This is a genomic window from Streptomyces sp. NRRL S-1022 (assembly GCF_000720135.1).
In the GTDB taxonomy this organism is placed as follows: Bacteria; Actinomycetota; Actinomycetes; order Streptomycetales; family Streptomycetaceae; genus Streptomyces.
Genome location: NZ_JOIU01000031.1, coordinates 1 through 25,511, shown reverse-complemented (window position 1 = coordinate 25,511; position 25,511 = coordinate 1). Strand labels below are relative to the sequence as shown.

At 71.5% G+C, this 25,511-nt stretch carries 24 protein-coding genes and 1 pseudogene; 12 read left to right on the top strand and 13 right to left on the bottom strand.

Translation table 11 applies throughout. The features are described from left to right. Positions 1-26: 26 nt before the first annotated feature. From IG05_RS43925 to IG05_RS0134855, 3 genes are all read right to left on the bottom strand, one after another. Positions 27-767 carry a 4'-phosphopantetheinyl transferase family protein gene (locus IG05_RS43925; RefSeq protein WP_078894685.1) on the bottom strand — a complete coding sequence of 247 codons (741 nt, stop codon included), beginning with the start codon at positions 765-767 and terminating at the stop codon, positions 27-29. Continuing rightward, positions 764-1,408: a lysophospholipid acyltransferase family protein gene (locus IG05_RS0134860; RefSeq protein WP_234336144.1), complete on the bottom strand. Its 645-nt coding sequence runs from the start codon at positions 1,406-1,408 to the stop codon at positions 764-766. Before IG05_RS0134860 ends, IG05_RS43925 begins: the two co-directional genes overlap by 4 nt. A gap of 395 nt (positions 1,409-1,803) precedes the next feature. Then, positions 1,804-2,601, bottom strand: a complete 798-nt coding sequence (locus tag IG05_RS0134855; protein ID WP_030348084.1) for an AfsR/SARP family transcriptional regulator — start codon at positions 2,599-2,601, stop codon at positions 1,804-1,806. A 297-nt stretch (positions 2,602-2,898) separates the two neighbouring features. Here IG05_RS0134855 and IG05_RS0134850 point away from each other — a divergent pair, with 297 nt between their 5' ends. Then, on the top strand, positions 2,899-4,932 hold the full coding sequence (locus IG05_RS0134850) for a thioredoxin domain-containing protein (RefSeq protein ID WP_030348083.1): 2,034 nt from the start codon (positions 2,899-2,901) through the stop codon (positions 4,930-4,932). Positions 4,933-4,969: 37 nt separating this feature from the next. On the opposite strand, the gene IG05_RS0134845 is transcribed toward IG05_RS0134850, so the two are convergent. The 3 genes from IG05_RS0134845 to trhA all read right to left on the bottom strand — a co-directional run bounded on the left by IG05_RS0134845 (position 4,970) and on the right by trhA (position 7,196). Further along, complete coding sequence (locus IG05_RS0134845) at positions 4,970-5,692, bottom strand: Mut7-C RNAse domain-containing protein (RefSeq protein WP_030348082.1); 723 nt, start codon at positions 5,690-5,692, stop codon at positions 4,970-4,972. A gap of 33 nt (positions 5,693-5,725) precedes the next feature. Next, complete coding sequence (locus IG05_RS0134840; RefSeq protein WP_030348081.1) at positions 5,726-6,358, bottom strand: TetR/AcrR family transcriptional regulator; 633 nt, start codon at positions 6,356-6,358, stop codon at positions 5,726-5,728. A 124-nt stretch (positions 6,359-6,482) separates the two neighbouring features. After that, the gene (gene trhA, locus IG05_RS0134835; RefSeq protein WP_030348080.1) at positions 6,483-7,196 is read right to left on the bottom strand and encodes a PAQR family membrane homeostasis protein TrhA; all 714 of its coding nucleotides are present in this window, start codon (positions 7,194-7,196) and stop codon (positions 6,483-6,485) included. 290 nt (positions 7,197-7,486) lie between these two features. Here trhA and IG05_RS0134830 point away from each other — a divergent pair, with 290 nt between their 5' ends. Continuing rightward, positions 7,487-9,310 (top strand): phosphoenolpyruvate carboxykinase (GTP), encoded by a 1,824-nt coding sequence (locus IG05_RS0134830; RefSeq protein WP_030348079.1) that lies wholly within the window; start codon positions 7,487-7,489, stop codon positions 9,308-9,310. Between the two features lie 397 nt (positions 9,311-9,707). On the opposite strand, the gene IG05_RS0134825 is transcribed toward IG05_RS0134830, so the two are convergent. Together IG05_RS0134825 and IG05_RS0134820 are read right to left on the bottom strand one after the other, a co-directional pair. Then, a complete protein-coding gene (locus IG05_RS0134825) occupies positions 9,708-10,118 on the bottom strand; it encodes a hypothetical protein (RefSeq protein ID WP_030348078.1) in 411 nt (136 codons plus the stop codon). Positions 10,119-10,207: 89 nt separating this feature from the next. Next, positions 10,208-11,419: a pyridoxal phosphate-dependent aminotransferase gene (locus IG05_RS0134820; RefSeq protein WP_030348077.1), complete on the bottom strand. Its 1,212-nt coding sequence runs from the start codon at positions 11,417-11,419 to the stop codon at positions 10,208-10,210. Positions 11,420-11,545: 126 nt separating this feature from the next. Here IG05_RS0134820 and IG05_RS0134815 point away from each other — a divergent pair, with 126 nt between their 5' ends. The 3 genes from IG05_RS0134815 (at position 11,546) to IG05_RS0134805 (ending at position 14,060) form a co-directional block, all read left to right on the top strand. Then, entirely contained in the window at positions 11,546-12,259 is a 714-nt protein-coding gene (locus IG05_RS0134815; protein ID WP_158839078.1) for a hypothetical protein, read from the top strand. Between the two features lie 218 nt (positions 12,260-12,477). Continuing rightward, positions 12,478-13,056 carry a DUF1707 SHOCT-like domain-containing protein gene (locus tag IG05_RS0134810; RefSeq protein WP_030348075.1) on the top strand — a complete coding sequence of 193 codons (579 nt, stop codon included), beginning with the start codon at positions 12,478-12,480 and terminating at the stop codon, positions 13,054-13,056. A 140-nt stretch (positions 13,057-13,196) separates the two neighbouring features. Further along, positions 13,197-14,060 (top strand): S1 family peptidase, encoded by an 864-nt coding sequence (locus IG05_RS0134805; protein WP_030348074.1) that lies wholly within the window; start codon positions 13,197-13,199, stop codon positions 14,058-14,060. Positions 14,061-14,067: 7 nt separating this feature from the next. Here the strand turns inward: IG05_RS0134805 and IG05_RS0134800 are convergent, their stop codons facing one another. Next, entirely contained in the window at positions 14,068-15,678 is a 1,611-nt protein-coding gene (locus IG05_RS0134800; protein WP_030348073.1) for an N-acyl-D-amino-acid deacylase family protein, read from the bottom strand. A gap of 9 nt (positions 15,679-15,687) precedes the next feature. Then, positions 15,688-16,983, bottom strand: a complete 1,296-nt coding sequence (locus IG05_RS0134795) for an alanine racemase (protein ID WP_030348072.1) — start codon at positions 16,981-16,983, stop codon at positions 15,688-15,690. Positions 16,984-17,182: 199 nt separating this feature from the next. Between IG05_RS0134795 and IG05_RS0134790 the strand changes: the two genes are divergently transcribed. The 5 genes from IG05_RS0134790 to IG05_RS0134770 all read left to right on the top strand — a co-directional run bounded on the left by IG05_RS0134790 (position 17,183) and on the right by IG05_RS0134770 (position 21,671). Continuing rightward, positions 17,183-18,265 (top strand): sugar kinase, encoded by a 1,083-nt coding sequence (locus tag IG05_RS0134790; RefSeq protein WP_037815267.1) that lies wholly within the window; start codon positions 17,183-17,185, stop codon positions 18,263-18,265. Next, on the top strand, positions 18,262-19,026 hold the full coding sequence (locus IG05_RS0134785) for an IclR family transcriptional regulator (protein WP_030348070.1): 765 nt from the start codon (positions 18,262-18,264) through the stop codon (positions 19,024-19,026). Before IG05_RS0134790 ends, IG05_RS0134785 begins: the two co-directional genes overlap by 4 nt. After that, positions 19,023-19,433: a RidA family protein gene (locus IG05_RS0134780; RefSeq protein ID WP_030348069.1), complete on the top strand. Its 411-nt coding sequence runs from the start codon at positions 19,023-19,025 to the stop codon at positions 19,431-19,433. Before IG05_RS0134785 ends, IG05_RS0134780 begins: the two co-directional genes overlap by 4 nt. A 116-nt stretch (positions 19,434-19,549) precedes the next feature. Continuing rightward, positions 19,550-21,079 (top strand): GntP family permease, encoded by a 1,530-nt coding sequence (locus IG05_RS0134775; protein WP_051790567.1) that lies wholly within the window; start codon positions 19,550-19,552, stop codon positions 21,077-21,079. 37 nt (positions 21,080-21,116) lie between these two features. Continuing rightward, entirely contained in the window at positions 21,117-21,671 is a 555-nt protein-coding gene (locus IG05_RS0134770) for a hypothetical protein (RefSeq protein ID WP_030348067.1), read from the top strand. Between the two features lie 3 nt (positions 21,672-21,674). On the opposite strand, the gene IG05_RS0134765 is transcribed toward IG05_RS0134770, so the two are convergent. The 3 genes from IG05_RS0134765 to IG05_RS0134755 form a co-directional block, all read right to left on the bottom strand. Continuing rightward, the gene (locus tag IG05_RS0134765) at positions 21,675-23,021 is read right to left on the bottom strand and encodes a M14 family metallopeptidase (protein ID WP_030348066.1); all 1,347 of its coding nucleotides are present in this window, start codon (positions 23,019-23,021) and stop codon (positions 21,675-21,677) included. Positions 23,022-23,209: 188 nt separating this feature from the next. Beyond that, positions 23,210-23,407, bottom strand: coding sequence for a DUF397 domain-containing protein (locus IG05_RS0134760; protein WP_030348065.1), 198 nt, complete (start codon positions 23,405-23,407; stop codon positions 23,210-23,212). 8 nt (positions 23,408-23,415) lie between these two features. After that, the gene (locus tag IG05_RS0134755; RefSeq protein WP_030348064.1) at positions 23,416-24,267 is read right to left on the bottom strand and encodes a helix-turn-helix domain-containing protein; all 852 of its coding nucleotides are present in this window, start codon (positions 24,265-24,267) and stop codon (positions 23,416-23,418) included. Between the two features lie 203 nt (positions 24,268-24,470). Here IG05_RS0134755 and IG05_RS0134750 point away from each other — a divergent pair, with 203 nt between their 5' ends. Then, on the top strand, positions 24,471-24,881 hold the full coding sequence (locus IG05_RS0134750; protein ID WP_030348063.1) for an ATP-binding protein: 411 nt from the start codon (positions 24,471-24,473) through the stop codon (positions 24,879-24,881). 59 nt (positions 24,882-24,940) lie between these two features. Next, positions 24,941-25,511 (top strand): annotated as a pseudogene (locus tag IG05_RS49610) (hypothetical protein); the annotation flags it as partial.

Genomic DNA, 25,511 nt, shown 5'->3' with positions numbered 1-25,511 from the left:
CGAGGGCACGCGACGCCTCTTCTCCCTCACACCCGCGGGTCCGTGCGGCATGCCACCGCGGTGGCCGCGTAGTCCCGTGGGACGCCGCGCACCCCGTGGGCGAGCCAGGACGTGCCGAGCGCCGGCAGGTCGGCCGTGATGCCGCTCAGACCTGTGCCCCGCGCTTTCACATAGGCTTCCCGAGTGGTCCAGATCCGGTACCAGCGAGCCGGGTAAGCAGCCCTCGGCGTGCGCCTGAGCAGCTCTCGCTCCGCCACGGAGAACACCCGGTCCGCCACGTCGGCCGCACTGTCCCGCTCGACGACCCGCTCGATGTCGATCCCGACCCGCAGCCCGCGCGCCAGGACGACCGCGACCTGGTTCCCGGAGTGCGACACGTTGAAGTCGATTCGTTCCGATGCCTGTCCGTGGGCCGGTGACCGGCCCCCGCCGGCCAGTTCGGGCCGTCCGCCCGGACCGGTGACGATCGGAACCTCGGCGGGAAGGCAACCCAGGCGGACGGCGAGCACCCAGCGCGCGAGTGCCCGTCCCCCGGTGAACCGCGCCCGGCCGCCGGGGGCGGCGATCCGGGCCGCACGCTCCGCGTCCGCACGCGAGAGCAGTTCCCCCGACCGCAGGCGGCCGGCACCGGGCGGAGCGCCGATCTCCGCCACCCAGATGTCCACACGACGGCCGAAAGCCGTGAAGGAGTCGGCGCGTGGCGCGCCCAGCAGCACTTCCGGAGCTTTGGCCAGGGTTGTCGTGGGAGCACCGGGCGGCGCGGTCATGCGGCCGGCGCGATGTCGTTGTAACAGGCAATTGCCTCCTGGCCGGAGAGGGCCTGAATGGCACTCATGATCTCGTCGGTGGCCATTCGCCGGGCCTGCGCGGCAGGGACCGAAGGACCGGGGCTCGCGGGCCGCAATGGCTCACCGAATCGCACGGTGATTCGCCTGATACGAGGCAGCCGGGCCCCGACAGGTTGGATGCGGTCCGTGCCGACGAGGGCGACGGGTACGACTGGAGCACCTGTGGAAAAAGCGAGCCAGGCCACCCCCGTGCGCCCACGGTAAAGCCTTCCGTCACGCGACCTGCTGCCTTCCGGGTAGATTCCGAAGGCTTTTCCGTCGGACAGTATGCGGCGCGCCAACTCCAGGGAGTCCTTTGCGGCGCGGTGGGTTCCGCGTTCGACGGGGACCGCACCGAGGGCCGCGAACGCCGCCGCCGTCATGCGGCCTTTGACGCCTCTCTTCCGGAAGTATTCCGCCTTTGCCAGGAAGGCGACCGGACGCGGTGCCACCAAGGGAATGACGACACTGTCGATGAACGAGAGGTGATTGGCGGCGAGAATGACGGGTCCGCTGTGCGGGACGTTCTCCCTCCCCTCGACCACGGGCCGATAGACAAGGCGTACCAGCGGGGCAGCCACCAGTCTCACCACAGAGTGAAGCAGCACTGTTTTCCTTGATGTCGCTGACCGTCGGTTCTTGGGTTCCGGAACGATTCCGAACGCTTTCGGAGCGGCGGCGAGAGCATCCTCCAGCGGCCGGCGCGAACTCCACGTAGGCGAGCACCGCCGCGTGCAGCCGCTCCGTCGCGGTCGAGCCCGCTCCGCACGCGGCGACCGCGCGGTCGCGCCGGACCGTCAACGTGTGCGAAACCCCTGCCCGACGGCCGATGGCGCGCGGCGGGACCGATTCGACGCCGTCCTCCGACACGATCTGCAGGGCGCACGCCGGCAGCTGCTCCCCCAGGGCATCGCCCATGACACCTCCCGGTAGACAGTGTCTATCACGTGAGTGGACACTGTCTACCGGCGGTCCGTCACGAGGTGAGTCTCAGGTAGCCCGCGTCCTGGCCGAGGCCGAGCGTGGGGTCGTGGGAGAGGACGGCCTGGTGCAGACGCTGCACGCGGGGCCCCGGCTCCACCCCCAGGTCCTGGACCATCGCCTTGCGGATCCGTCCGTACGCGGCGAGGGCTTCCACCGTGCGGCCCGACCGGTAGAGCGCCACCATGAGGTACTCGTAGAGGCTCTCCCAGGTCGGATGCTCGGCTATCAGCGAGTGGATCTCACCGATGATCGCCTTGTGGTTGCCGAGTTCGAGTTCGATCTCGAAGCGCTGCGTGTGGGCGAAGGTCTGCCGCTCGTCCAGGCACTGTCCGACGGCATCGAATGCCGAGATGGAACGCAGGTCGTCGACGGCCCGCCCGCGCCACAGCGACATCGCGGAGTTCAGCGCGGCGGAGGCCTCTTCCTTGCAACCCAGGGCGTTCAGTTCCGTAGCCCGGGACACCATCTCCTCGAACTGCTTCAGGTCCAGGTCGTGGCCGTCCAGGTTGAATCGGTAACCGGGAGGCTGTGTCGTTATCACCGCGGCGGCATCCAGCCCGATCGACTGGAGATACTGCCGCAGCTTGGACACATAGACGTGCAGGGCGGTCAGCGCCGTTCTGGGCGGCGCGCCCGACCAGAGGGCTTCGGTGAGCCGGGTGGTCGATACGACTTCACCGCTGTGGGCGCACAAATAAGCGAGAAGCGCACGAAGCTTGAGTGCCCTCGGCGCTACCTGCCGACCGTCCTGAGTCTCTATCTCAACCGGTCCAAGAATAAGGAATTTCACGTCCCCCGACCCCCGTTCGGATTACCCATCCTCCCCCGTGGAGGTCCAGCGATCATGGTCTGCGCCGACGTGGAGGTCAAACCATGGACTGGAATTTGAGGAAGACCAGAGGTTGCCCTACAGGCCGGTCACAGGCTGCCGCCCGATTCGTCGGCCCGGGGTGATTCGCGTGGTTCCGGTCCCGCCTCCCGCCCCGCGCCCCGGAGGGCCGGACCGCCGCGCCCGCCGGTCGCGAAACGCGAGGTCGCCGTCCGGGCCTGACGTCCCCGGTGCGCCGGGCTGCGGCAGGATGGGGGTATGGCGAATCGACTGGCCCATGAGACGTCCCCGTACCTGCTCCAGCACGCCGACAACCCCGTCGACTGGTGGCCGTGGTCCGTCGAGGCCTTCGAGGAGGCCCGCAGGACCGGCAAACCCGTGCTGCTGAGCGTCGGGTACAGCAGCTGCCACTGGTGCCATGTCATGGCGCACGAGTCCTTCGAGGACCGGACCACCGCCGACTACCTCAACGAGCACTTCGTCAGCGTCAAGGTCGACCGCGAGGAGCGGCCCGACGTGGACGCCGTCTACATGGAGGCCGTACAGGCCGCCACCGGGCAGGGCGGGTGGCCCATGACCGTCTTCCTCACGCCCGACGCGGAACCGTTCTACTTCGGCACCTACTTCCCGCCCGCCCCGCGGCACGGCATGCCGTCCTTCCGGCAGGTGCTGGAGGGCGTCCAGCAGGCCTGGACCACCCGGCACGACGAGGTCAGCGAGGTCGCCGGGAAGATCGTCCGCGACCTGGCCCAGCGGGAGATCGTCCGGCAGGCCGCGGAGGCGCCCGGCGAGCAGGAACTCGCCCAGGCCCTCCTCGGCCTCACCCGCGAGTACGACCCGCAGCGCGGCGGATTCGGCGGCGCGCCCAAGTTCCCGCCGTCCATGGTGCTGGAGTTCCTGCTGCGGCACCATGCCCGCACCGGCGCCGAGGGCGCGCTGCAGATGGCCCAGGACACGTGCGAGCGGATGGCCCGGGGCGGTATCTACGACCAGCTCGGCGGCGGGTTCGCCCGGTACTCCGTCGACCGTGACTGGATCGTGCCGCACTTCGAGAAGATGCTGTACGACAACGCCCTGCTGTGCCGGGTGTACGCGCACCTGTGGCGGGCCACCGGATCGGATCTCGCCCGGCGCGTCGCGCTGGAGACCGCCGACTTCCTCGTCCGCGAACTGCGCACCCCGGAGGGAGGGTTCGCCTCCGCGCTCGACGCCGACAGCGACGACGGGACCGGACGGCACGTGGAAGGGGCGTACTACGCGTGGACGCCCGGACAGCTCCGCGAGGTCCTCGGCGAGGACGCCGAACTCGCCGCCCAGTACTTCGGGGTGACCGACGAGGGCACGTTCGAGCACGGGCAGTCCGTGCTCCAGCTCCCGCAGACGGAAGGCGTCTTCGAAGCCGACAAGGTCGAGTCCGTCAAGCGCAGGCTGCTCGACGCCCGGGCGCGGCGGGCCGCGCCCGGCCGGGACGACAAGGTCGTCGCCGCCTGGAACGGGCTCGCCGTCGCCGCGCTCGCCGAGACCGGCGCGTACTTCGGCCGGCCCGACCTGACCGAGGCCGCCGTCGGCGCCGCCGACCTGCTCGTCCGCGTCCACCTCGACGAACACGCCCGGCTCGCCCGCACCAGCAAGGACGGCCGGGTCGGCCCCAACGCCGGCGTGCTGGAGGACTACGCCGACGTCGCCGAGGGCTTCCTCGCACTCGCCTCCGTGACCGGTGAGGGCGTCTGGCTCGACTTCGCCGGGCTGCTCCTCGACCAGGTCCTCGCCCGCTTCACCGACCCGGAGACCGGTGCCCTGTTCGACACCGCCTCCGACGCCGAGCAGCTCATCCGCCGGCCCCAGGACCCCACCGACAACGCGGCGCCCTCCGGCTGGACCGCCGCGGCCGGCGCGCTGCTGGGCTACGCGGCCCACACCGGCTCCGAGGCGCACCGGAGCGCCGCCGAGCGGGCGCTGGGGATCGTGAAGACGCTCGGGCCGCGGGTGCCCCGGTTCATCGGGTGGGGGCTGGCCGCCGCGGAGGCGCTGCTCGACGGTCCGCGCGAGGTGGCGGTCGTCGGACCGGACCCGGCCGACGAGCGGACGGCGGCCCTGCACCGTACGGCGCTGCTGGGTGATGCCCCGGGTGCCGTCGTCGCCTGCGGCACCCCCGGCAGCGACGAGTTCCCGCTGCTCGCCGGCCGCACACTCGTCGGCGGTGCACCGACCGCGTACGTCTGCCGCGGCTTCGTCTGCGACCTGCCGGTGACGGACCCGTCGGCCCTCCGGGAGAAGCTGACCGCCCGCTGACGCGGGTCAGGCGCGGCCGAGGACCGGACCGGCGTGCTCAGCCGCTCCGGGTGCGCATGCTCAGGGCTCGTTCCACGACCGCCTCCAGCTGGTCGTGGTGCGCGCCCTTCCAGTACGCCCGGCCGCAGGCCGTGCACTGGGCGAAGACGTCGTACGACCGCTGGGTGCCGCCCTTGAGCTGGTCGGCGACCTCCTCCTTGGTGGCCTCCTTCAGCAGGCCGTTACAGGCGGTGCAGCGGGTCCAGGGGCGCAGTTCGGGGGCGAAGCGGTCGAGGACGTCGTGGAGCTGGTCGTCGGGGCGGGTGCTGTAGACGAACGCGCCGGCCCACAGTTCCCGGCGGCGCAGCAGGCCCCGGTCCCGGCTGAGCATGACCCGCTTCTCGGCCGCCGAGCGGGCGGCGAGCGCCGGGTCGCCGATGTCCGTCGACTCGTACGCCGTGTCCACGCCGAGCAGCCGCAGCCGGCGGGCCAGGGTGCCGAGGTGGACGTCGAGGAGGAAGCGGAGGGGCGCGCCGGGCACCCGCTGGGGCCGCTCCACCGGCCGGACGACGATCCGCTCGGCCGCCGCGGGGACGTGCGAGGGCGGGACCGCGCGGCCGTTCACGACCAGCGTGCCGACCTCGGTGAGCGGAACCCCGAGGGACTCGACGACGTGGCCGAGGGACGAGACGCCGTCCGTGACGAGTGTCCGGTGCGGCGCACGCGGGACGAACAGGGCCAGCTCGGGGGCGAACTCGACGTGGATCTCGGGACCGTTCACCCGGTCAGGATGTCACGGGAGCGGGCCGCGGCCTCAGGGTTTCCCGAGGGGGAGGCCGTGCTCCAGGACGTCCAGGGCGCGGTCCACCATGGCGCCGAGGTCGTCCTCGCAGCCGTTCTCCGCCCAGGTCAGGTTGGCCTCCATCAGTCCGCCGACGAGGGCCGTCACGTACACGCGCACGTCGAGGCCGTCGGGGGCCAGGCCGGAGCGCTCGGCGAGGGCCACGCGGAGCAGGCGCCCGGTCTCCGCCATGCTCTCGGCCATCCGGGAACGCACGGCGGGGACCTGGACGGCGAGGCGCGCCCGCACCCGGACCACCTCGGCGTCCTCGGCCGTCATCGCGTCGAGGGCCTTGTGCATCACGTACCGCACCGAGTCCGTCCACGACTCCTCCGCGGGCCGGGCGCGCAGCTCCTCCAGCATCAGCGGGTCGTACTCGTCCGTGAGGACGATGTCCTCCTTGGCCGGGAAGTAGCGGAAGACGGTCGACGGCGACACCTCGGCCCGGTCGGCGATCTGCTCGATCGTCGTGGCGTCGTAGCCCTGTTCCTTGATCAGCGCGTAGGTCGCGGCGCGGATCGCCTCACGGGTCTTGATCTTCTTGCGTTCCCGCAGGCCCAGCTGGGGGCGGCCGGCGGGGGAGAGGGGGGAACGTGCGGGCGTCATGCCGGTCATTGTCCGGCATCGGCCGTGGCGGCACCGGGCTGCTCCGACGCGGCGCCGGCCGCAGGAAACGGAAAACGGCCACGGCTCGGACGAGCCGTGGCCGCGGGGAGCCGATCGAGCGGGGTTACGCGTGCTGGTACGCCACCAGCGAGATGCCGACGTAGTGGACGACGAACGCGGCGAGCGTGAACGAGTGGAAGACCTCGTGGAAGCCGAACCAGCGCGGGGAGGGGTTCGGGCGCTTGATGCCGTAGATCACGCCGCCGGCGCTGTAGAGCAGCCCGCCGACGACCACCAGGACCAGGACGGCGACGCCGCCCGCGTGCAGGAAGTCGGGCAGGAAGAAGACGGCCGCCCAGCCCATCGCCAGGTAGCACGGCGTGTACAGCCAGCGCGGGGCGCCGACCCAGAAGACGCGGAACACTATGCCCGCCGCCGCGGCGGCCCAGATGCCCCACAGCAGCCACTGGCCCTTGGCGCCGGGCAGGAGCAGCATCGTCAGCGGCGTGTAGGTGCCCGCGATGATCAGGAAGATGTTGGCGTGGTCGAGGCGGCGCAGCACGCCGTCCATCCGGGGGCTCCAGTTACCGCGGTGGTACAGCGCGCTCACGCCGAACAGGAGACAGGCCGTCAGGGCGTAGACGCTGCAGGCGATGCGGCCTCTGGTCGAGTCGGCGAGGGCGGTGAGCACGAGGCCCGCGACGAGTACGGCCGGGAACATGCCGAGGTGCAGCCAGCCGCGCAGGTGCGGTTTGACCGGGTGCGGCAGGGGGAGCGCGACGGGACCGCGGCCGGCGGCCGGCGAGTCCGTGGGCGCGTCGGAGGCGGAGGCAGTCATGGGGGGCATGGTACCGAGACCGCCGTGTGCCGACCGTCAGCCCATGGTCATCCGCGTCCTACCGGGTGGTCCGGCAAAAAGTCCTTCAGCTGAACCCAACGTGGACGCAAAAAGTCGTGGAAATCGTGTGATTCCTCACGCTGCTCACCTGTGATGCCCCCTGGACAGATGGGCACTAGACTCGGATGATCAAATGAGTGCGGTCGGCACCGGATGAGCGGGCTACGAAGCATCCGGGTCGCGGCCCCCACGGGGCGGACAAACACAAAATCCCTCACTTAGGAGCAATCGTGGCGCGCGACATCGCGGCTCCCACCGTCGTCCCCACCAACCACCGGGAACTGATCTCGTGGGTCAACGAGATCGCCGAACTGACGCAGCCGGACAGCGTGGTCTGGTGTGACGGCTCCGAGGCCGAGTACGAGCGACTGTGCGAGGAACTGGTCGCCAAGGGAACGTTCAGGAAACTCGACCCGGTCAAGCGCCCGCACTCCTACTACGCGGCCTCCGACCCGACCGACGTCGCGCGCGTCGAGGACCGGACCTTCATCTGCTCCGAGAAGGAGGAGGACGCGGGCCCGACCAACCACTGGAAGGCCCCCGCCGAGATGCGGGAGATCTTCGCCGGTGACAAGGGCCTGTTCCGCGGCTCCATGCGCGGCCGGACGATGTACGTCGTCCCGTTCTGCATGGGCCCCCTCGGCTCCCCGCTGTCCGCGCTGGGCGTGGAGATCACGGACTCCGCCTACGTCGCCGTGTCGATGCGCACGATGACGCGCATGGGGCAGGCCGTCCTGGACGAGCTGGGCGACGAGGGCTTCTTCGTCAAGGCCGTCCACACCCTCGGCGCCCCGCTGGAGGAGGGCCAGGAGGACGTGCCGTGGCCGTGCAACTCCACCAAGTACATCTCGCACTTCCCCGAGGACCGCGAGATCTGGTCCTACGGCTCCGGCTACGGCGGCAACGCCCTGCTCGGCAAGAAGTGCTACGCCCTGCGCATCGCCTCCGTCATGGCCCGTGACGAGGGCTGGCTGGCCGAGCACATGCTCATCCTGAAGCTGACCCCGCCGCAGGGCGAGTCCAAGTACGTCGCCGCCGCCTTCCCCTCCGCCTGCGGCAAGACCAACCTCGCCATGCTGGAGCCCACGATCTCCGGCTGGACCGTGGAGACCATCGGCGACGACATCGCCTGGATGCGCTTCGGCGAGGACGGCCGCCTCTACGCGATCAACCCCGAGGCCGGCTTCTTCGGCGTCGCGCCCGGCACCGGCGAGCACACCAACGCCAACGCGATGAAGACCCTGTGGGGCAACGCGGTCTTCACCAACGTCGCCCTCACCGACGACGGCGACGTGTGGTGGGAGGGCATGACCGAGGAGGCCCCGGCCCACCTGACGGACTGGAAGGGCAACGACTGGACGCCGGCCTCCGAGACCCCGGCCGCCCACCCCAACGCCCGCTTCACCGTGCCGGCCTCGCAGTGCCCGATCATCGCGCCCGAGTGGGAGGACCCGAAGGGCGTGCCGATCTCGGCGATCCTCTTCGGTGGCCGCCGCGCCACCGCGGTGCCGCTGGTCACCGAGTCCTTCGACTGGAACCACGGCGTCTTCCTCGGCGCCAACGTCGCCTCCGAGAAGACCGCGGCGGCCGAGGGCAAGGTCGGCGAGCTGCGCCGCGACCCGTTCGCGATGCTGCCGTTCTGCGGCTACAACATGGGCGACTACATGGCCCACTGGGTCGACGTCGCCAAGGACAAGGACCAGTCCAAGCTGCCGAAGATCTACTACGTCAACTGGTTCCGCAAGAACGACCAGGGCAAGTTCGTCTGGCCGGGCTTCGGCGAGAACTCCCGCGTCCTGAAGTGGATCGTGGAGCGGCTGGAGGGCAAGGCCGAGGGCGTCGAGACGCCGATCGGCGTCCTGCCGGCCAGGGACGCCCTCGACACCAAGGGCCTGGAACTGTCCGCGTCCGACCTGGACTTCCTGCTCACGGTCGACAACGAGGTGTGGCGCGAGGAGGCCGCCCTGATCCCCGGGCACCTCGAAACCTTCGGCGACCACACCCCGAAGGAGCTGTGGGACCAGTACCGGGCGCTGGTGGAGCGCCTGGGCTGACCCGCCCCGCCCAAGACCCCACGGCCGGCCTGGATGTGCCCTGACCAGCGATCGTCACGACCGGCCGTGGCACAACCCCGAAGGGCCCCGCACAACGGCGTGCGGGGCCCTTCGCCTGCGCCCTGACGGGATCCCGGCGGGCGGGGGCCGGGTGCCGGCAGGGAGGACAGGCCCCGCGGTGGCGGACCCGAGGACCGCCCGCGCACCGGCCACCGGCATGGGTGGGTGGTGGCTGCTGGTGGCGATGGTGATCCTGATCCTGTTCTTCATGTTCATCCGAGCACCGTCGCCGTGGGACCGTCGAGGACCGTCGAGGGCGCCGGAGTGTGTGGCGCCCGGTCCGCGCGTCGCTGCGGGTGCGCGCGGACCGGGGCCGATCGGGGGACCCCGAGAGGGGTCAGCGGGTGGCCGTGAGGGGCTTCAGGGCGCTGGTGTGGGCGTCCATGCGTTCGGCCGCGAGGATCGCCGCGGAGGTGTCGGCGCGCGAGGCCGCGACCACGAGCGCGCGGCCGGCGAGGGCGTGCGCGCGACGGTGCAGGGCGGCGGGGTCGCCGGCCGCGGCCGGTGCCGCGCGCAGCGGCGCACGTCCGCCGCGCAGCCGGGCCACCTGTGCCGCGAGGAGCTCCGCCGCCGCGTCCAGGTCGGCGGACGGTGTCAGCGCGCGCAGTTCGTCGGTGACCGCGAGCAGCGCGGCGAGGTGCCCGGCGAGCTGGATGTCCAGCTCCTCCTCGCGCGAGCGGTGCGGGAAGTCGGAGGAGGTGCCGGCCATCGTGCTGTGGACCGACTTGGTGCGGATCGGTTCGTACATGGGGGATGGCCTCCTGTGCGCTGACAGGAAACCATCCTAGCTTGGATTTCGTCTAAAGTTGAGCCGGGTCACGGAATGAGATCCGTCGACTACCGCTGGCCGTAGCCGTCCAGGAAGTTCCCGATGCGCGTCACCGCGTCCCGGAGGTCCCCGACCGACGGCAGCGTCACCACCCGGAAGTGGTCCGGCTCCGGCCAGTTGAAGCCCGTGCCCTGGACGACCATGATCTTTTCCTGCCGCAGCAGGTCCAGGACCAGCTGCCGGTCGTCCTTGATCTTGAAGACCGCGGGGTCCAGCCGCGGGAACAGGTACAGCGCGCCCTTGGGGCGTACGCAGCTCACCCCGGGGATCTGCGTGAGCAGCTCGTACGCCGTGTCCAGCTGCTCCTTCAGCCGCCCGCCCGGCAGCACCAGGTCCTGGATGGTCTGGCGCCCGCTGAGCGCGGCGACCACCCCGTGCTGCCCGGGCATGTTGGCGCACAGCCGCATGTTCGCCAGGATCGTCAGACCCTCGATGTAGGAGTCGGCGTGCGCGCGCGGGCCGGAGACCGACATCCAGCCGACGCGGTAGCCGGCCACCCGGTAGGCCTTCGACATGCCGTTGAAGGTCAGCGTCAGCAGGTCAGGGGCGATCGCGGCCGTCGGGGTGTGCGTGGCGCCGTCGTACAGGATCTTGTCGTAGATCTCGTCCGAGCAGACCAGCAGGTTGTGCCGGCGGGCGATGTCGGTCAGCCCCTTGAGCATCGCCTCGTCGTAGACCGCGCCCGTGGGGTTGTTCGGATTGATGACGACGATCGCCTTGGTGCGGTCGGTCACCTTGCGCTCGATGTCGGCGAGGTCGGGCATCCAGTCGGACTGCTCGTCGCAGCGGTAGTGCACCGCCGTACCGCCGGAGAGGGAGACGGCCGCCGTCCACAGCGGGTAGTCCGGGGCCGGCACGAGGACCTCGTCGCCGTCGTCCAGCAGGCCCTGCATCGCCATCACGATCAGCTCGGAGACACCGTTGCCGATGAAGACGTGCTCGACGTCCGTCTCGATGCCGATGGTCTGGTTGTGCATCACGACCGCGCGGCGGGCGGCCAGCAGGCCCTTGGCGTCGCCGTAGCCGTGCGCCGTGGAGACGTTGCGGAGGATGTCCTCCAGGATCTCCGGGGGGCACTCGAAGCCGAAGGCGGCCGGGTTGCCGGTGTTCAGCTTGAGGATGCGGTGCCCCGCCGCCTCCAGCCGCATGGCCTCTTCGAGAACCGGGCCCCGGATCTCGTAACAGACGTTGGCGAGCTTGGTCGACTGGATCACCTGCATGTCCGTGAGCTTACGGCTCGGTAACGCCTCATGGGTCGTGTTTTCCGCCACGTGAGACACGGAGTTTTGCCCGGATATCGCCGTCAGCTGTCTCAGGAGTGTCTTGCGTCCCTACAATCCGCTGGCATGTCCACGGAACGGGAGTACGAGGCGGGGGTGTACGGCATGCACGAGGAGGGCGGTGCGCCCGGGGTGCGGCCGTACGTGTACCACCCGCAGCCGGCTCCGGCGCCCGCGTACGACGAGTACGCCGACCCCGCCGCCGCGCACGGCTGGCAGGACGCCTACGACGCCACGCGCGAGCTGCCCCCGCTGCCGGCCGGTCCGGCCGGTCCCGGGCCGCGCGAGCCCGGCGAGGGCCGGTCCGGCCGCCGGCGGGCCGCGCGGCGCGTGGGCGGCCGGCGCAGGGTGGCGGTCGCCGCCGGCGTCCTCGGCGTGGCCGGGACCGTCGCGGTGATCGCCGCCCTGGCCGGCTCGGGCTCCCCGGGCGGGTCCCGCCCGGCGGACGGCGGCCGGGTCGCCGGCGGTCCCGGCACCGGCAGCGCCGCCCCGGAGAGCGGCACCGCGAGCCCGGCCACGACCGCTCCGGCCACCGCCGCCGTACGCTCCGCCGCCGCAGCCCCGTCCAGCGCGGCCGCCCCGCCGTCCGGCGCCGCGCCCGCCGGCGCCGGCCCGTCCGAGCCGGGCGGCGGCCCGGCGGCCACGACCTCGGCCCCCGCCGAGCCCACGGCCTCGCCCTCGCCCACGCCCACGCCCGCGGCGTCGTCGGCCGGTCCGTCCGCGACCGGCGGCCCGCGCGGCCGGGGACACGGCCACGGCGCGACGAAGGGACCGCGCTGACCGGTCAACGCTCGTGTGCGTGCCTGGAGTCGAGGGGGCCGGGGTGCGGCGGGGACACCGGAACCGGGCCGGCCGGGTGCGGGGGCGCTGCCCTGACCGAACCCGTCCACGTCCGCGGCGCGACGAAGGGTCCGCGCTGACCGGCTTGACCGGCCGGACCGGCCAACGCCTGTGTGTTCTGCTGTAGTTGGCGGGGGCCGGCGTGCGAGAGTGCTGCCATGACCGAACTCGCCCGATCCCCCCGTGACCTCCTCGCCTCCGAAGAGGACCGGGAGCGGGTCGTCGAGCGCGTGCGGGCCGCCGTGGCCGACGGCAGCCTGCCGCTGGACGAGCTGGACGGCCGGCTCACCCGGGTCTACGACGCGCGGACACCGGGCGAGTTGCGGAGCGCGGCGCACGGTCTGCCCGAACTCGGACCCTGGGACCGGCTGGTGGTGGACCGTACGCCCGCCTCCCGTCTCGCGCTGGGCCTGTTCGGCGGGTTCCGGCGGGACGGCGCGTGGGTGGTGCCGCCCCGGTTCACCGCCTGGTCGATGTGGGGCGGCGGCCGGCTCGACCTGACCGAGGCCCGCTTCGCCGCCCAGGAGACGGTGATCCGGGCCGTGGCGCTGTGGGGCGGCACCGGGATCGTCGTGCCGGACGACATCGACGTCGAGGTGAGGGGCTTCGGCCTGTTCGGCGTGTTCGGCGGGGGCGGGGCGCACCGGACGCGTCGGCCGGGGGCGCCGCGCGTCGTCGTGAAGGGGGTCGCGCTGTTCGGTGCCGTCGTCGTCAAGTCGAAGCAGGGCAAGCGGTGATCCCGCCCGGCACAGGGAAACCCCTATGACCTGACGCGACTCCTTGTCCCCACCCCTCTGCGCTGCCGACAATGCGCATGACAACCGAACGGGCGGCCGGAACCACTCCGGTCGCCCAAGTCGTAAGAGGGGACCCCCACATGAAGAAGCCTCTCGTCGCCGCGCTCTCCTCCCTGGCCCTGGCCGGACTGGGCGCGACCCCGGCGATAGCCGCCCCGCACACCATCGCCCCGCACACCGCCTCCCCGCACACCACCAAGGCCGTCAAGGCGACCGTCGACTTCGCCGGCACCGTCTCGCTCAGCAACTGCTCCGGCTCCGTCATCCGCTTCCCCAACTCGGCCGACACCGACCCGGCGCTCGTGCTGACCAACGGCCACTGCCTGGAGACCGGCATGCCGAGCGCCGGCCAGGTCATCACCGGCCAGTCCTCCAGCCGCAGCTTCGGCCTGCTGAACTCCGCCGGCAGCAGGATCGGCACCCTCCGCGCCAACCAGGTCGTCTACTCGACCATGACGGACACCGACGTCACCATCTACCGCACCACCACCACGTACGCGGCGATCAAGAGCACGTACGGCATCAGCCCGCTCACCGTGCAGGACACCCACCCGGTCGCCGGCACCGGCATCAAGGTGGTCTCCGGCTACTGGAAGCGCATCTACAGCTGCAACATCGACGGCTTCGTGTACCGGCTGAAGGAGGGCGACTGGACCTTCAAGGACTCGGTCCGCTACACCTCCGCCTGCAACACCATCGGCGGCACGTCCGGCTCCCCGGTCGTCGACACCACCACGGGCAAGGTCGTCGCCGTCAACAACACCGGCAACGAGGACGGCGAGCGGTGCACGGTGAACAACCCGTGCGAGGTCGACGCGAACGGCAACGTCACCGTCCGCCAGGGCATCAACTACGCGCAGGAGATCTACAACATCCCGGCCTGCTTCACCACGGGCAACAAGCTCAACCTGAGCGCGTCCGGCTGCACCCTGCCCAAGCCGTAAGCGCGGTTCACAGCGGCGTACGGCGGACGGACCGGCCCGGCAGGGCGTCCGTCCGCCGGCCGTCCTCGATGACGAACCGGCCGTCGACCAGGACGTACGGGATGCCGGTCGGCAGCCGGCGCGGCTCGGCGAAGTCCGCGCCGGCCGCGACCGTCCGCGGGTCGAACAGGACCAGGTCGGCCCGGTAGCCCTCGCGCACCAGCCCGCGGTCCGGCAGCCGCAGCCGCGCCGCGGGCCGCGAGGTGAGGTGGACGACGCACTCCTCCAGCGTCAGCACCCCCGACTCCCGCACGTAGTGGCCGAGGTAGCGCGGGAAGGTGCCGTACGCGCGCGGGTGCGGCTTGGCGCCCTGGAGGATGCCGTCGGAACCGCCGGTGTGCGCGCGGTGCCGCATGATCGCGCGGACGTTCTCCTCGTGACCGACGTGCTGCAGGACCGTCGTACCGAGCCGGTCCGCGAGCAGCAGCCGGCGGGCCGTGGCCCAGGGCGTCTCGCCGGCCGCGCCGGCCGCCTCCCGGACGGTACGGCCCACCAGGCCGGCCAGGGCCGGGTCGGTGACGCCGGAGATCTCTACGGTGTCCCACTCCACCGGCACGCCGTGGCAGCCGTCCGAGCCGGTGACCTCCAGGTCGTGCCGGATCCGTTCGGCCGTCGCCGGGTCGGCGAGCCGGGCCAGGACCTGCTCCGGGCCGCCCTCGCTCGCCCAGCTCGGCAGCAGCGCGGCCAGCGTGGTGCAGCCGGGGGTGTAGGGATAGGTGTCCAGCGTGATGTCCGCGCCCGCGTCCAGGGCCCGGTCGAGCAGCGCGAGCAGCTCCGGCGCCCGCCCCTCGTTCACGCCGAAGTTCATCGTCGCGTGCGCCAGGTGCAGCGCGCAGCCCGCCTCCCCGGTCAGGGCGACCATCTCGGTGTAGGCCGCGAGGGCGCCGGCGCCGTAGGAGCGGTGGTGCGGGCAGTAGTAGCCGCCGTAGGACGCCACCACCCGGCACAGCTCGGTCAGTTCGGCGTCCCCGGCGTACATCCCGGGTGTGTACGTCAGCCCGGACGACAGCCCGACCGCGCCCTGCTCCAGCCCCTCGGCCACCAGCCGCCGCATCCGGCCCAGCTCCTCGGGGGTGGCCACACGGTCCTCCCAGCCGACGACGAGCGCCCGGACCGTGCCCTGCGGGATCAGGTAGGCCGCGTTCACCGCGATCCCGCGGTCGAGCCGGTCGAGGTACTCGCCGACGGTCCGCCAGTCGAAGTCGACGTCGTCGCCGTAGCCGTTCCAGCCGGTGATCGCCCGGCGCACCTCCTCCAGCGTGCGGTCGTCCACCGGCGCGTACGACAGCCCGTCCTGCCCGAGGACCTCCAGCGTGACCCCCTGCGCGGCCTTCGCGCCGTGGTCGGGATCGCGCAGCAGCGCCAGGTCGGAGTGGGCGTGCATGTCGATGAAACCGGGGGAGAGGACCAGGCCCTCGGCGTCGAGCTCCCGCATGGCGCGCGGCCGTTGGCAGCCGGCCGCGGCGGCCTCCTTGACGATGGAGACGATCCGCCCGCCGTCGACCACGACATCGGCGCGGTACGACGGCTCGCCGCTGCCGTCGACGACGTCGGCGTCCCGGATGACCAGGTCCTCCACACGGGCCCCCTAGAAGAACGTACGGATGTAGTCGACCACCGTGCCGTCCGCCTCGGCAACCGGGATCAGCTGCCACTTGTCGAAGGACGTGCACGGGTGGGAGAGGCCGAAACCGATCCAGTCGCCGACCTCGACGTCGGCGTCCGGCCCGGTGCGCAGCCACAGGTGCTGGTCGGACAGGGCGGTCACCTCGATCCCGGTCGCCGGACGCTCGCCGCCGTCCCGGCGTACCACGTGCGCCACCGGACGGTCCAGGTCGTAGGCGGCGTCCCGCTTGCCCGCGTTGACGAACGCCTCCGCCGGGGACGGCCGGGACACCACCTGCGCCCACAGCCGGAACGCCGGCTCCAGCGCGCCCTCCTCGGGCACCCGGTTGAACGGGGTCAGCCTGCTGTAGTGCACGTCGTCGTGCGAGACGTAGGCACCCGAGCGCAGCAGCCTCAGCACCGGCAGGGAGAGTTCGGGCAGGCCGGCGAAGACGTCGGCGACGGCGTCGAACCACTCGCTGCCGCCGGCGCTCACCACGATCTCGTCCGCCCCCGCGAAACGCCCGGCCCGGTCGCACTCCACGGCGAGCGCCACCAGCCGCTCCAGCCACTGCCGCACCCGCTCCGGGGAGGCGTCCGGCACCTGTGCCTCGTACCCCGCCACACCGACCAGCCGCAGCGCCCCGGCGGCGGCCACCGCGTCCGCGACGGCCAGCGCCTCGGTCTCCGTGCGCACCCCGGTGCGGGCGCCCTCGCCCGCGCCCAGCTCGATCACCACGTCCACCGGACGGGCGGCGCCCGTGAGCGCCGCGTCCATCAGCTCCACCCCGCGCACGGAGTCGACGTAGCAGACGAACCGGAACTCCGGGTCGGCGGCCAGCTCGCCGGCGATCCAGCGCAGGGCGGAGGCGTCCACCAGCTCGTTGGCGAGGAACACCCGCCGGATGCCGAACGCCCGGGCCACCCGCACCTGGTGGGGCAACGCCAGCGTGATCCCCCAGGCGCCGTGCTCCAGCTGGCGGTGGAAGAGCTGCGGGGCCATGGAGGTCTTGCCGTGCGGGGCGAAGGCCAGGCCGTGCCGGGAGGTGTACGCCTCCATCAGCGCGAGGTTGTGCTCCAGGCGCTCGGCGGACAGGGCGAGCACGGGGGTGGTGAAGCCGTCGCCGTCCCGGAAGAGGTTGCGCCGCTGGGCGGCCAGCTCGGCCACGGTGAGGCCGTCGGCGTCCGGCGGGAGGCCCTTGAAGCGGTGGTCGACGCGTTCCTCGGCGAGGCGGGCGAGGCGTTCCGCGGCCGGGCGGGCGAGCGGTTCGGTGCTCATGGAGCCCCTCTCTCGACCGTTGCATCCTCTGCAACGGTCATTGCATGCGTTGCTGACTGGTGTCTAGCATCTCGCCGAACACCGGGTCAATGAAGCGGACACCGGGGTACCGACAGGAGCCATCATCAACGACGCTGCTTACGCCCCGGCCGTTGCGCACCCGTGGGACGTCGTGGACGTGGCGACGCTCGGCGAGTCCATGGTCACCTTCCTCCCCGCCCGGCCCGGCCGCCTCGCCGACGTCCCCTCCTTCGACCGGACCATCGGCGGCGCCGAGTCCAACGTGGCCTGCGCACTGGCCGCCTTCGGACACACCGCCCGCTGGATCGGCCGGGTCGGCACGGACGGCTTCGGCGACCACCTGGTGGAACGGATCGCCGGGTACGGCGTCGACGTCACCGCCGTACGCCGGGACCCCGCCCGGCCCACCGGCGTGTACTTCCGCACCGCCGGCGACCGGGGTACGGGCGCTCACGAAGTGGCGTACTACCGGGCGGGCTCGGCGGCGTCGGCGATGTCCGTGACCGGCGTCGACCTCACGGCGGCCCGCGCGGCCCGCGTCCTCCACCTGACCGGCATCACGGCCGCGCTGTCGGCCGGGTGCCGCACCCTCCTGCACACCCTCACCGCCCCCGTCCCCGGACGCCCGCTGGTGTCCTTCGACGTCAACCACCGGCCGGCCCTGTGGGCCGATGACGAGGGCCCCCGGGTGCTGCTGGACCTGGCCCGCCGCGCGGACGTCGTGTTCGTGGGCGCCGACGAGGCGGAGCAGGCGTGGGGCGTCACGGGCGGCCCGGAAGCGGTCCGGCGACTGCTGCCGGAACCGAACGTGCTGGTGGTGAAAGAGGGAGCGCGGGGAGCGACGGCGTTCGCCGCCGGCAGCCGCGCCTCCGGGGCGGCGCCCGTCCCGGAGGGGGGCGGCACCCCGTCGGCGCCGGGCCGGGCGGCCGGCCCCCGGCCCACGGCAGCCCCCTCCGCCTTCGAACCGGCGCTGCACGCGGCCGTCGTGGCGACCACCGGCGCCGGGGACGCCTTCGCCGCGGGGTTCCTGTCGGCGACCCTGCGCGGGCTCCCCCTCAGGACACGGCTGCGCCACGGCCACCTCTTCGCCGCCGCCGCCCTCGCCACCCCCGGAGACCTCGCCCCGCCCCCGGCCCGCGACCACGCCGACCGCCTCGCCGCCCTCGGCGACGACGCATGGGGGAGACTTCGACTCGGCCCCGGCTGGACACAGGCCGAGCAGGCCCACGAGCAGGCCCACGAGGAGGCGAACACCCCATGAGTCAGACCGTCGACCGCGCCCTGAGCATCCTTCCGCTGCTCGCCGAGGGCCCCGCCGACCTCGGCCAGGTCGCCGACCGCCTCGGCGTGCACAAGTCCACGGCCCTCCGCCTCCTGCGCACCCTGAACGAACACGGCCTGGTCTACCGCCAGTCCGACCAGCGCTACCGGCTCGGCGCCCGCCTCTTCGCCCTCGCCCAGGAGGCGATGGAGAACCTCGACATCCGCGAGATCGCCCACCCCCACCTGGTACGGCTCAACGAAGACTGCGGACACACCGTCCACCTCGCCGTCCACGAGGAGGGCGAGGTCCTCTACATCGACAAGGTCGACAGCCGCTACCCGGTCCGCATGTACTCCCGGATCGGCAAACCCGTCGCGATCACCGTCGCCGCCGTGGCCAAGCTGCTCCTCGCCGACCTCCCCGAACCCGAGCGCCGCGCCCTCGCCGAGCGGCTCGACTACCCCCTCTACACGCCCCGCTCGACCCCGAACGCCGACGCCTTCCTGAAGGAACTGGCCACGGTGCGCGAACAGGGCTGGGCCGCCGACCTCGGTGGCCACGAGGAGTCCATCAACTGCGTCGCCGCCCCCGTCCGCGGCGCCGACGGCCGCGTGGTCGCCGCCATGTCGGTGTCCGCGCCGAACGTGGTCGTCACCGCCGAGGAACTCCTCAGCCTGCTCCCGCTGGTACGCCGCACGGCGGACGCGATCAGCGGCGAGTACTCCGGAAGAACTCCAGTGAAGGACCCCACCGTATGACCGACAAGATCGCCCTCACCCCGAAGACCCACACCACCCCGCCCGCGAAGTTCTCGCACGGCGTGAAGAAGGGCAACATCCTCCAGGTCGCCGGCCAGGTCGGCTTCCTGCCCGCCGAGGAGGGCAGGCCCCCGACGCCCGCCGGCCCCTCGCTGCGCGAGCAGACCCTCCAGACCCTCGCCAACGTCAAGGCGATCCTGGAGGAGGGCGGCGCCGGCTGGGACGACGTGATGATGATCCGCGTCTACCTCACCGACACGGCCCACTTCGCCGAGATGAACGAGATCTACAACGCCTACTTCGAGGAGCAGGGCCTCACCCAGCCGCCCGCCGCCCGCACGACGGTCTACGTCGGTCTGCCGGCCGGCCTCCTCGTCGAGATCGACGCCCTCGCCGTACTCGGCTGACGGCCCCTCACCCCCCGCACTCCCCGCACACCCTGTCCGGCACGGCACCCTCCGGGGCGCCGTGCCGCGCTCCCCCCTGCCCGAAAGCAGTATGCATTTACGTAGAGGACCCCCGTATGTCCTTCTCCGCACCGTCCTTCTCCGCACCGTCCTTCCCGGCGCCGTCCTTCCCGCTCGCCGCGACGGCCCCCGCTCCCGCCCCGCCCCCGCACACCGGAGGCCTGCTCCTCCTCCTCGACGGCACCGCCGGCCTCCTCACGGTCGCCGCCCTCGGCATAGCCCTGCTCCTCTTCCTGATCATCAAGGTGCGGCTCCAGCCGTTCGTCGCCCTGCTCGCCGTCTCCGTGGCCGTGGGCCTGCTGGCCGGCCTGTCGGTCACCGAACTCTTCGGCACCGTGCAGCGCTCCGACGCCGTCTCCACCATCGAGTCCGGCATGGGCGGCATCCTCGGCCACGTCGCGATCATCATCGGCCTCGGCACCATGCTCGGCGCGATCCTGGAGGTCAGCGGCGGCGCCGAAGTCCTGGCCTCGCGCCTGCTCGCCCTGTTCGGCGAGCGCCGGGCCCCCCTCGCGATGGGCCTGACCGGCCTGGTCTTCGGCATCCCCGTCTTCTTCGACGTCGGCATCTTCGTCCTGGCCCCGATCGTCTACGCGGCAGCCCGGCGCTCCGGCCGCTCGATCCTCCTGTACTGCCTCCCGCTCCTCGCCGGCCTCTCCATGACCCACGCCTTCCTGCCCCCGCACCCCGGCCCGGTCGCCGCCGCTGGACTGCTGCACGTCCAGCTCGGCTGGGTCATTCTCATGGGCGCCGTCTGCGGCCTGCCCGCCGTACTCGCCGCCTGGGCGTACGCCGCGTGGATCGGCCGGCGCGTCTTCGTCGCGGTACCGCAGGACATGGCCGAGGCGGCCCAGGAGGCGCGGCGCGCGGTGCTGGAGGAGCAGCGCGCCCAGGGCGTGGCACCGCAGGAGGAGCCGGTACCGCTCGGCACGGTCCTCGCCATCATCGGTACGCCCCTGCTGCTGATCCTCGCCGCGACCTTCTCCTCGATCGCCCTGAGCCCGTCCCCGGGCCGCTCGGTCCTGGAGTTCTTCGGCAGCCCCTTCGTCGCCCTGACCCTGGCCCTGCTCCTCGCCTACTACCTCCTCGGTATCCGGCGCGGCTGGTCCCGCGCCTCCCTGGAGGCGGTGTCGACCTCCTCGCTCAAGCCGGTCGGCAACATCCTGCTGGTGGTCGGCGCGGGCGGGGTCTTCGGTGCCGTGCTCAAGGCCGGCGGGGTCGCCCAGGCCCTGTCGGACACCTTGCACGACGTGGGCCTGCCGGTGATCGTCCTGTCGTACCTGATCTCGCTCGTGCTGCGGGTCGCCCAGGGCTCGGCGACGGTGGCGATCGTGACCACGGCGGGCATCGTGGCCCCGCTGCTGACGGAGGGCCACCACTCCCAGGCCTTCGCCGCCCTCGTCATCATGGCCATCTCGGCGGGTTCCATTTTCGCCTCGCACGTCAACGACGGCGGCTTCTGGATGGTGGCCAAGTACTTCGGCATCAGCGAGCGGGACACGCTGCGGACCTGGACGGTCCTCGAATCGGTGCTGTCACTGGCGGGGTTCGCGGTGGCGGCGGTGGCCGGCGTGTTCGTGAGCTGACTGGTTCCGGCACAGGGAAGTCGTCCATACTGCCGCCGTGGAGCAGCGCATAGGATCAGGCAGCAAGCCGTCGGAGGGCGAGCCGTTGAAGGCCGAGCCCGTGACGGGCGCCGGTTTCGACCCGGCCTTCATCCCGGGGATCACGGGGCCGGCGCCTTCGGGACCGACGCCCTCGGGTCCGGCGCCTTCGGGTGCGGTCACGAAGGAGCCGGGGGACGGGGCGCCGGAGCCGGCGGCCGAGGAGTCGGCACCCGAGGCGGCCGAGGAGCCGACGGCCGAAGAACCGGCGGACGACGAGGAACCCCCGGGCGACGGCCCGGTCTTCGAGGCGTCCGACCGCCGGGCGAGGATAGTGGCCGACCGCAGGGGCGTCCGCCTCAGCCTGGACGAGGAGGCCTGCGAGTTCCGCTGGGACGAGATCGCCGCCGTGGAGACGGAGTCGCCCCGCTTCGGCAAGCGCTACACGATCACCGTGCACACGCCTGACCGCCGCTGGTACCCGATCGAGATCGAGGCGGCGGCCAGGGCGCGCTTCAAGGAGTGGGACGAGCAGCTCGACGCGGTGCTCGACGCCTACTTCGAGGAGGCCTGACCGCTAACTGCAGTACTGGGCGGCCTTGCCGATCGACCGGTACATGCAGTCGGCGTTCTCCAGCAGCTGCAACACGGCGTCCTTGTTCCGGGAGGTCTCCCGCTCGATGACCTCGTCGGGCGGGTAGAACCCTCCGTCCCAACTGGACGTCGGATACATCTCGAACGTGTAGTCGAAGATCTTGTGCACGCCCCAGAGGTAGTCGTCGATGGACCCGTCGGTGATGTACAGGTCGCTCGACTGCTCCGCCGTGTACCCGTTGCTGGTGGCCATCTTCTGGCCCACGGCCTTGAAGGCGGCGGCATCGTCCGCGGTCATTCCGGTGGCGGTGTCGTTGTACGTCCACCCGAACGGCCACAGCACCAGCTCGCTGTAGGTGTGGAAGTCGATCCCGGCCTTGATCTGCTGCTTGCCCCCGACGACCCGGCTGCGCACGAAGTCGGAGACGACCTTCACCTCGGGCGCGGACTCGGCGGCGGCCCCGCGATAGGTCTCGGAGGACGTCGACCCCGACGACCCGCCGCAGCAGCCCCACTTGTAGTTCCAGTTCCGGTTGAGGTCCGTACCGACGTTCGAGGAGCCGGAGTTGGGCTGCCGGTTCTTGCGCCAGGACCGGTACGACCCGCTGGCGATGTCGTACTCGCCCCCGTCCGGGTTCAGATCGGGGAGGATCCAGATCTCGCGACTGTTGACGATGCTGGTGATCCGCGGGTCGGACCCGTACCCCGCGCCCAGTTCACGCAACAGATAGAGCGCCATCTCCACCGTCAGGTGCTCGCGTGCGTGCTGGTGAGCGGTGAACAGCACCTCGGGCTCGTCCTCGTCGGTGCCGACGTTGTCACTGACCTTGATGGCGACGATGTCCCGGCCCTGGTACGACTTCCCGATCACCCGCTTGCTCATGATGCCCGGGTAGGCGGCCAGCCGCTGGTCGATCTCGGCGTTCATCTCGGCGTAGTTGTGGTACTTCGAGTCGGCGCTGGGGAAGTCGTAGAGCCGCGCCCCGGACCGCTGCGGGGCGGCGCCCAACGGCTGGACGTCGTACCCCATGCGGCGCAGCCTGCGGATCTGCTCCGCCCGCCCGGACACGACGACGCTCTCCTCGTCGGCCTGGTCGACGGTGACGCCGGCCGCCTGGATGGCCGTACGCGTCACGGGAGTCGTGCTCCGCTGGATCTCGTACTGCCGGATGTCGTCATCGGTGGGTACGGCCTTCCGGACGCCGTCGGCACGGGCGGCCTGGCCGACGGTGGCCGACACGGGGGCGGCGAGGGCGAGGGCCAGCAGCGCGCCGAGAGCGGCGGTACGTCTGCTGCCACGCGCACCGGAGCCGCGGATGCGAAGTCGCATGAACTCTCCTTGTGGGGTGGAGGTGGGGTGTTCGCGTGCGACGTGCGAGTACGGTCCACCGGGGCCTTGGGTGGGGCTTCCTGTGGAACCGCTGTGCGGGTTGGCGCTCATGGTGAGTGCTTGACGTGATCAGGTCAAGCCTGAACCGCGTGAACGACCGGAATCGACGCGACGGCCCGACGACTCCCTCAGCCGGCGGAGGGGCGCGCCTTCAGAGCCTCGATGAAGGAGACGAAGGCAGGGGCCGGGAAGGTGAGGGTGGCCCGGGCGGGGGCTTTGGAGTCGCGGATGGATATGTGGGTGCCGAGGTGGGCGACTTCCACGCAGGTGTTGCCGTCGCCTCCGCCGGAGTACGACGACTTCTGCCAGCGGACGGCCTGGCTCATCGGGCGCCTCACAGTTCCTTGATCATGCGGTGGATGAAATCCCGCGACTCCACGGGCTGCAGCGCTGCCTTCGTCACCTTATTGAGCAGGTCCCGGAAGCGCGCCAGCTGGGATTCGGCATCGATGAAGGCGGTGCCGTGGGGCGCGTCGCGCAGCACCGTGTCCAACCGGGGCAGCGGCCCGCCCACGTACACCATCTCGATACCGGCTCCGGCGAACCCCTCCTTCGTGAAAGGGATGACCCGCACAGTGACATGCCCATGCTCGATGGCTCGCAACACTTCCTGGAGCTGGTGCCGAGCGGCTTGGCGGTCCGATACAAGGATGCGCAGCGCCGCCTCATGGACGACCGTCTCGTAGGGGACGGGAACGTCACGCTCCAGCACGGATTTGCGCCTCATCCGGTGCTCCACCCGAGGCTCCAGTTCGCTCTTCGGAAGCTCCGGGACCATGTAACCGAAGACGGCGCGGGCGTAGTCCGGAGTCTGGAGCAGGCCCGGGACGTGGCTGGTGACGACCTCCCGCAGGAACGTGGCGTGATGCTCGGTCTCGGCGACGTCCAGAAAGACCGGAGGGAGCACTCCCCGGTACTCCTCCCACCAGCCGTGTGTGCGATCGGTGGCCATCGCGACCAGCGCGTCGATCAACTCCTCATCCGCACAGGCGTAGTGGGCGGCGAGACGCCGTACCCGCTCCTCGCTGACGCCCGCCAGGCCCGCTTCGACCTGGCTCATCTGAGCCGAGGTCGAACTGAGCAACGCTGCCACTTCCCGGGCCTTCAAGCCGGCCGACTCCCGCAGCCTGCGCAGCTCTGTCCCCAGGCGCACCTGCCGTGCCGTGGGTTGGCTCCTCGGTGACACGTGCCCTCCACACTCAACGACTCTGACGCAGTGCCTCGTTGGGGCGACAGATTACGCGACGGCTTGCGTCAGCAAAAATTTATGCTCTACCGTCGGTGACAGATCGAATACGTACCGGAAGTGCACCGTGCCGTCCTGCCACGACGGCTACGGCAATGCCACCGCGCGCGGAAACCACACTCACCGACTGGAGTTACTGAGCCATGCCCGAGAACGAACCCTGGGACTACACGCTCTACATCCCCAACGACCTGAGAGCGGTGACCGTCTGCCGCCGCACCCTGCGCGCGATCCTGACGATGCACGACCTGGCGGGGTTGGTGGAGACGGCGGAACTCCTCGCCACGGAGTTGGTGTCGAACGCGGTGCGGCACACCAAGGGGCCGGCGGCGTTGCGGGTGAGGCGCTCCCGGGAGGGGGTGGTGTGGATCGGGGCGTGGGACACGGACCCGGAGCCGCCGGAGCCGCCGGTGCCGTTGGGGCAGGTGCTGGAGTCGGAGGCGGGGCGCGGGCTGGGCCTGGTGGTGGCGTGCGCCCGGGACTGGGGCTGGCAGCCGTCGGCGCGGCTCGGGGACCGGGGGAAGTACGTGTGGTGCGAGCTGGGGGTGGCGTGATGGTCGGCTCGTCGCATGAGGCGCTGCACCAGATCTTCCAGAAGGATCAGAAATCGCGGCGTTGAATGGACACGCTGTTGCGGGCGGAGACGGACGAGGGCGCCTACCTGTTCGTGGTGGAGTCGCAGGGCAGGGTGGACGACCGGAAGCGGGGCAGTTGGCCGTACTACCTGTCGTACCTGTACGAGAAGTACCGGTGTGAGCCGGTGCTGATCGTGATCACGCAGAGCAGTGCCACGGCGACGTGGGCCTCGCGTCCGATCCGGCTCGGTTTCCCGGGGGTGGGAGTCGCTGACGGTGCGTCCGCTGGTGCTGGGGCCGGACAACGTGCCGGTGATCGCGGACGAGCGGCAGGCCGAGCGGGATGTCCCTCTTGCGGTGCTGTCGGCGATGACACACGGGCGTGGGCCGCAGGCTCCGGCCATACTGGAATCCCTGGCCGCCGCGTTTGCGGACCATCGACCCCGACAGTGCCGCAGTCTTCGTGCAGTTCGTCGACTCCTGCCTGGCCGACCCCCAGGCGAAGCAGATGTGGAGGGAATTGATGACGGCGATCCAGTACTTCTGGCGACACCCGCTGGCCGAGCAGGTACGGGAAGAAGGGCGGGAGCAGGGCTTGGAGCAGGGTCT

Excerpts from the sequence above, each read along its gene's own strand:
- IG05_RS0134765 (WP_030348066.1), bottom strand. The coding sequence starts at position 23,021 with ATGCGACTTCGCATCCGCGGCTCCGGTGCGCGTGGCAGCAGACGTACC.
- IG05_RS0134840 (WP_030348081.1), bottom strand. The coding sequence starts at position 6,358 with ATGACGCCCGCACGTTCCCCCCTCTCCCCCGCCGGCCGCCCCCAGCTG.
- IG05_RS0134790 (WP_037815267.1), top strand. The coding sequence starts at position 17,183 with ATGGTCACCTTCCTCCCCGCCCGGCCCGGCCGCCTCGCCGACGTCCCC.
- IG05_RS0134775 (WP_051790567.1), top strand. The coding sequence starts at position 19,550 with ATGTCCTTCTCCGCACCGTCCTTCTCCGCACCGTCCTTCCCGGCGCCG.
- IG05_RS0134820 (WP_030348077.1), bottom strand. The coding sequence starts at position 11,419 with ATGCAGGTGATCCAGTCGACCAAGCTCGCCAACGTCTGTTACGAGATC.
- IG05_RS0134750 (WP_030348063.1), top strand. The coding sequence starts at position 24,471 with ATGCCCGAGAACGAACCCTGGGACTACACGCTCTACATCCCCAACGAC.
- IG05_RS0134795 (WP_030348072.1), bottom strand. The coding sequence starts at position 16,983 with ATGAGCACCGAACCGCTCGCCCGCCCGGCCGCGGAACGCCTCGCCCGC.
- IG05_RS0134815 (WP_158839078.1), top strand. The coding sequence starts at position 11,546 with ATGTCCACGGAACGGGAGTACGAGGCGGGGGTGTACGGCATGCACGAG.
- IG05_RS0134810 (WP_030348075.1), top strand. The coding sequence starts at position 12,478 with ATGACCGAACTCGCCCGATCCCCCCGTGACCTCCTCGCCTCCGAAGAG.
- IG05_RS0134825 (WP_030348078.1), bottom strand. The coding sequence starts at position 10,118 with ATGTACGAACCGATCCGCACCAAGTCGGTCCACAGCACGATGGCCGGC.
- IG05_RS0134805 (WP_030348074.1), top strand. The coding sequence starts at position 13,197 with ATGAAGAAGCCTCTCGTCGCCGCGCTCTCCTCCCTGGCCCTGGCCGGA.
- IG05_RS43925 (WP_078894685.1), bottom strand. The coding sequence starts at position 767 with ATGACCGCGCCGCCCGGTGCTCCCACGACAACCCTGGCCAAAGCTCCG.
- trhA (WP_030348080.1), bottom strand. The coding sequence starts at position 7,196 with ATGACTGCCTCCGCCTCCGACGCGCCCACGGACTCGCCGGCCGCCGGC.
- IG05_RS0134850 (WP_030348083.1), top strand. The coding sequence starts at position 2,899 with ATGGCGAATCGACTGGCCCATGAGACGTCCCCGTACCTGCTCCAGCAC.
- IG05_RS0134785 (WP_030348070.1), top strand. The coding sequence starts at position 18,262 with ATGAGTCAGACCGTCGACCGCGCCCTGAGCATCCTTCCGCTGCTCGCC.
- IG05_RS0134780 (WP_030348069.1), top strand. The coding sequence starts at position 19,023 with ATGACCGACAAGATCGCCCTCACCCCGAAGACCCACACCACCCCGCCC.
- IG05_RS0134760 (WP_030348065.1), bottom strand. The coding sequence starts at position 23,407 with ATGAGCCAGGCCGTCCGCTGGCAGAAGTCGTCGTACTCCGGCGGAGGC.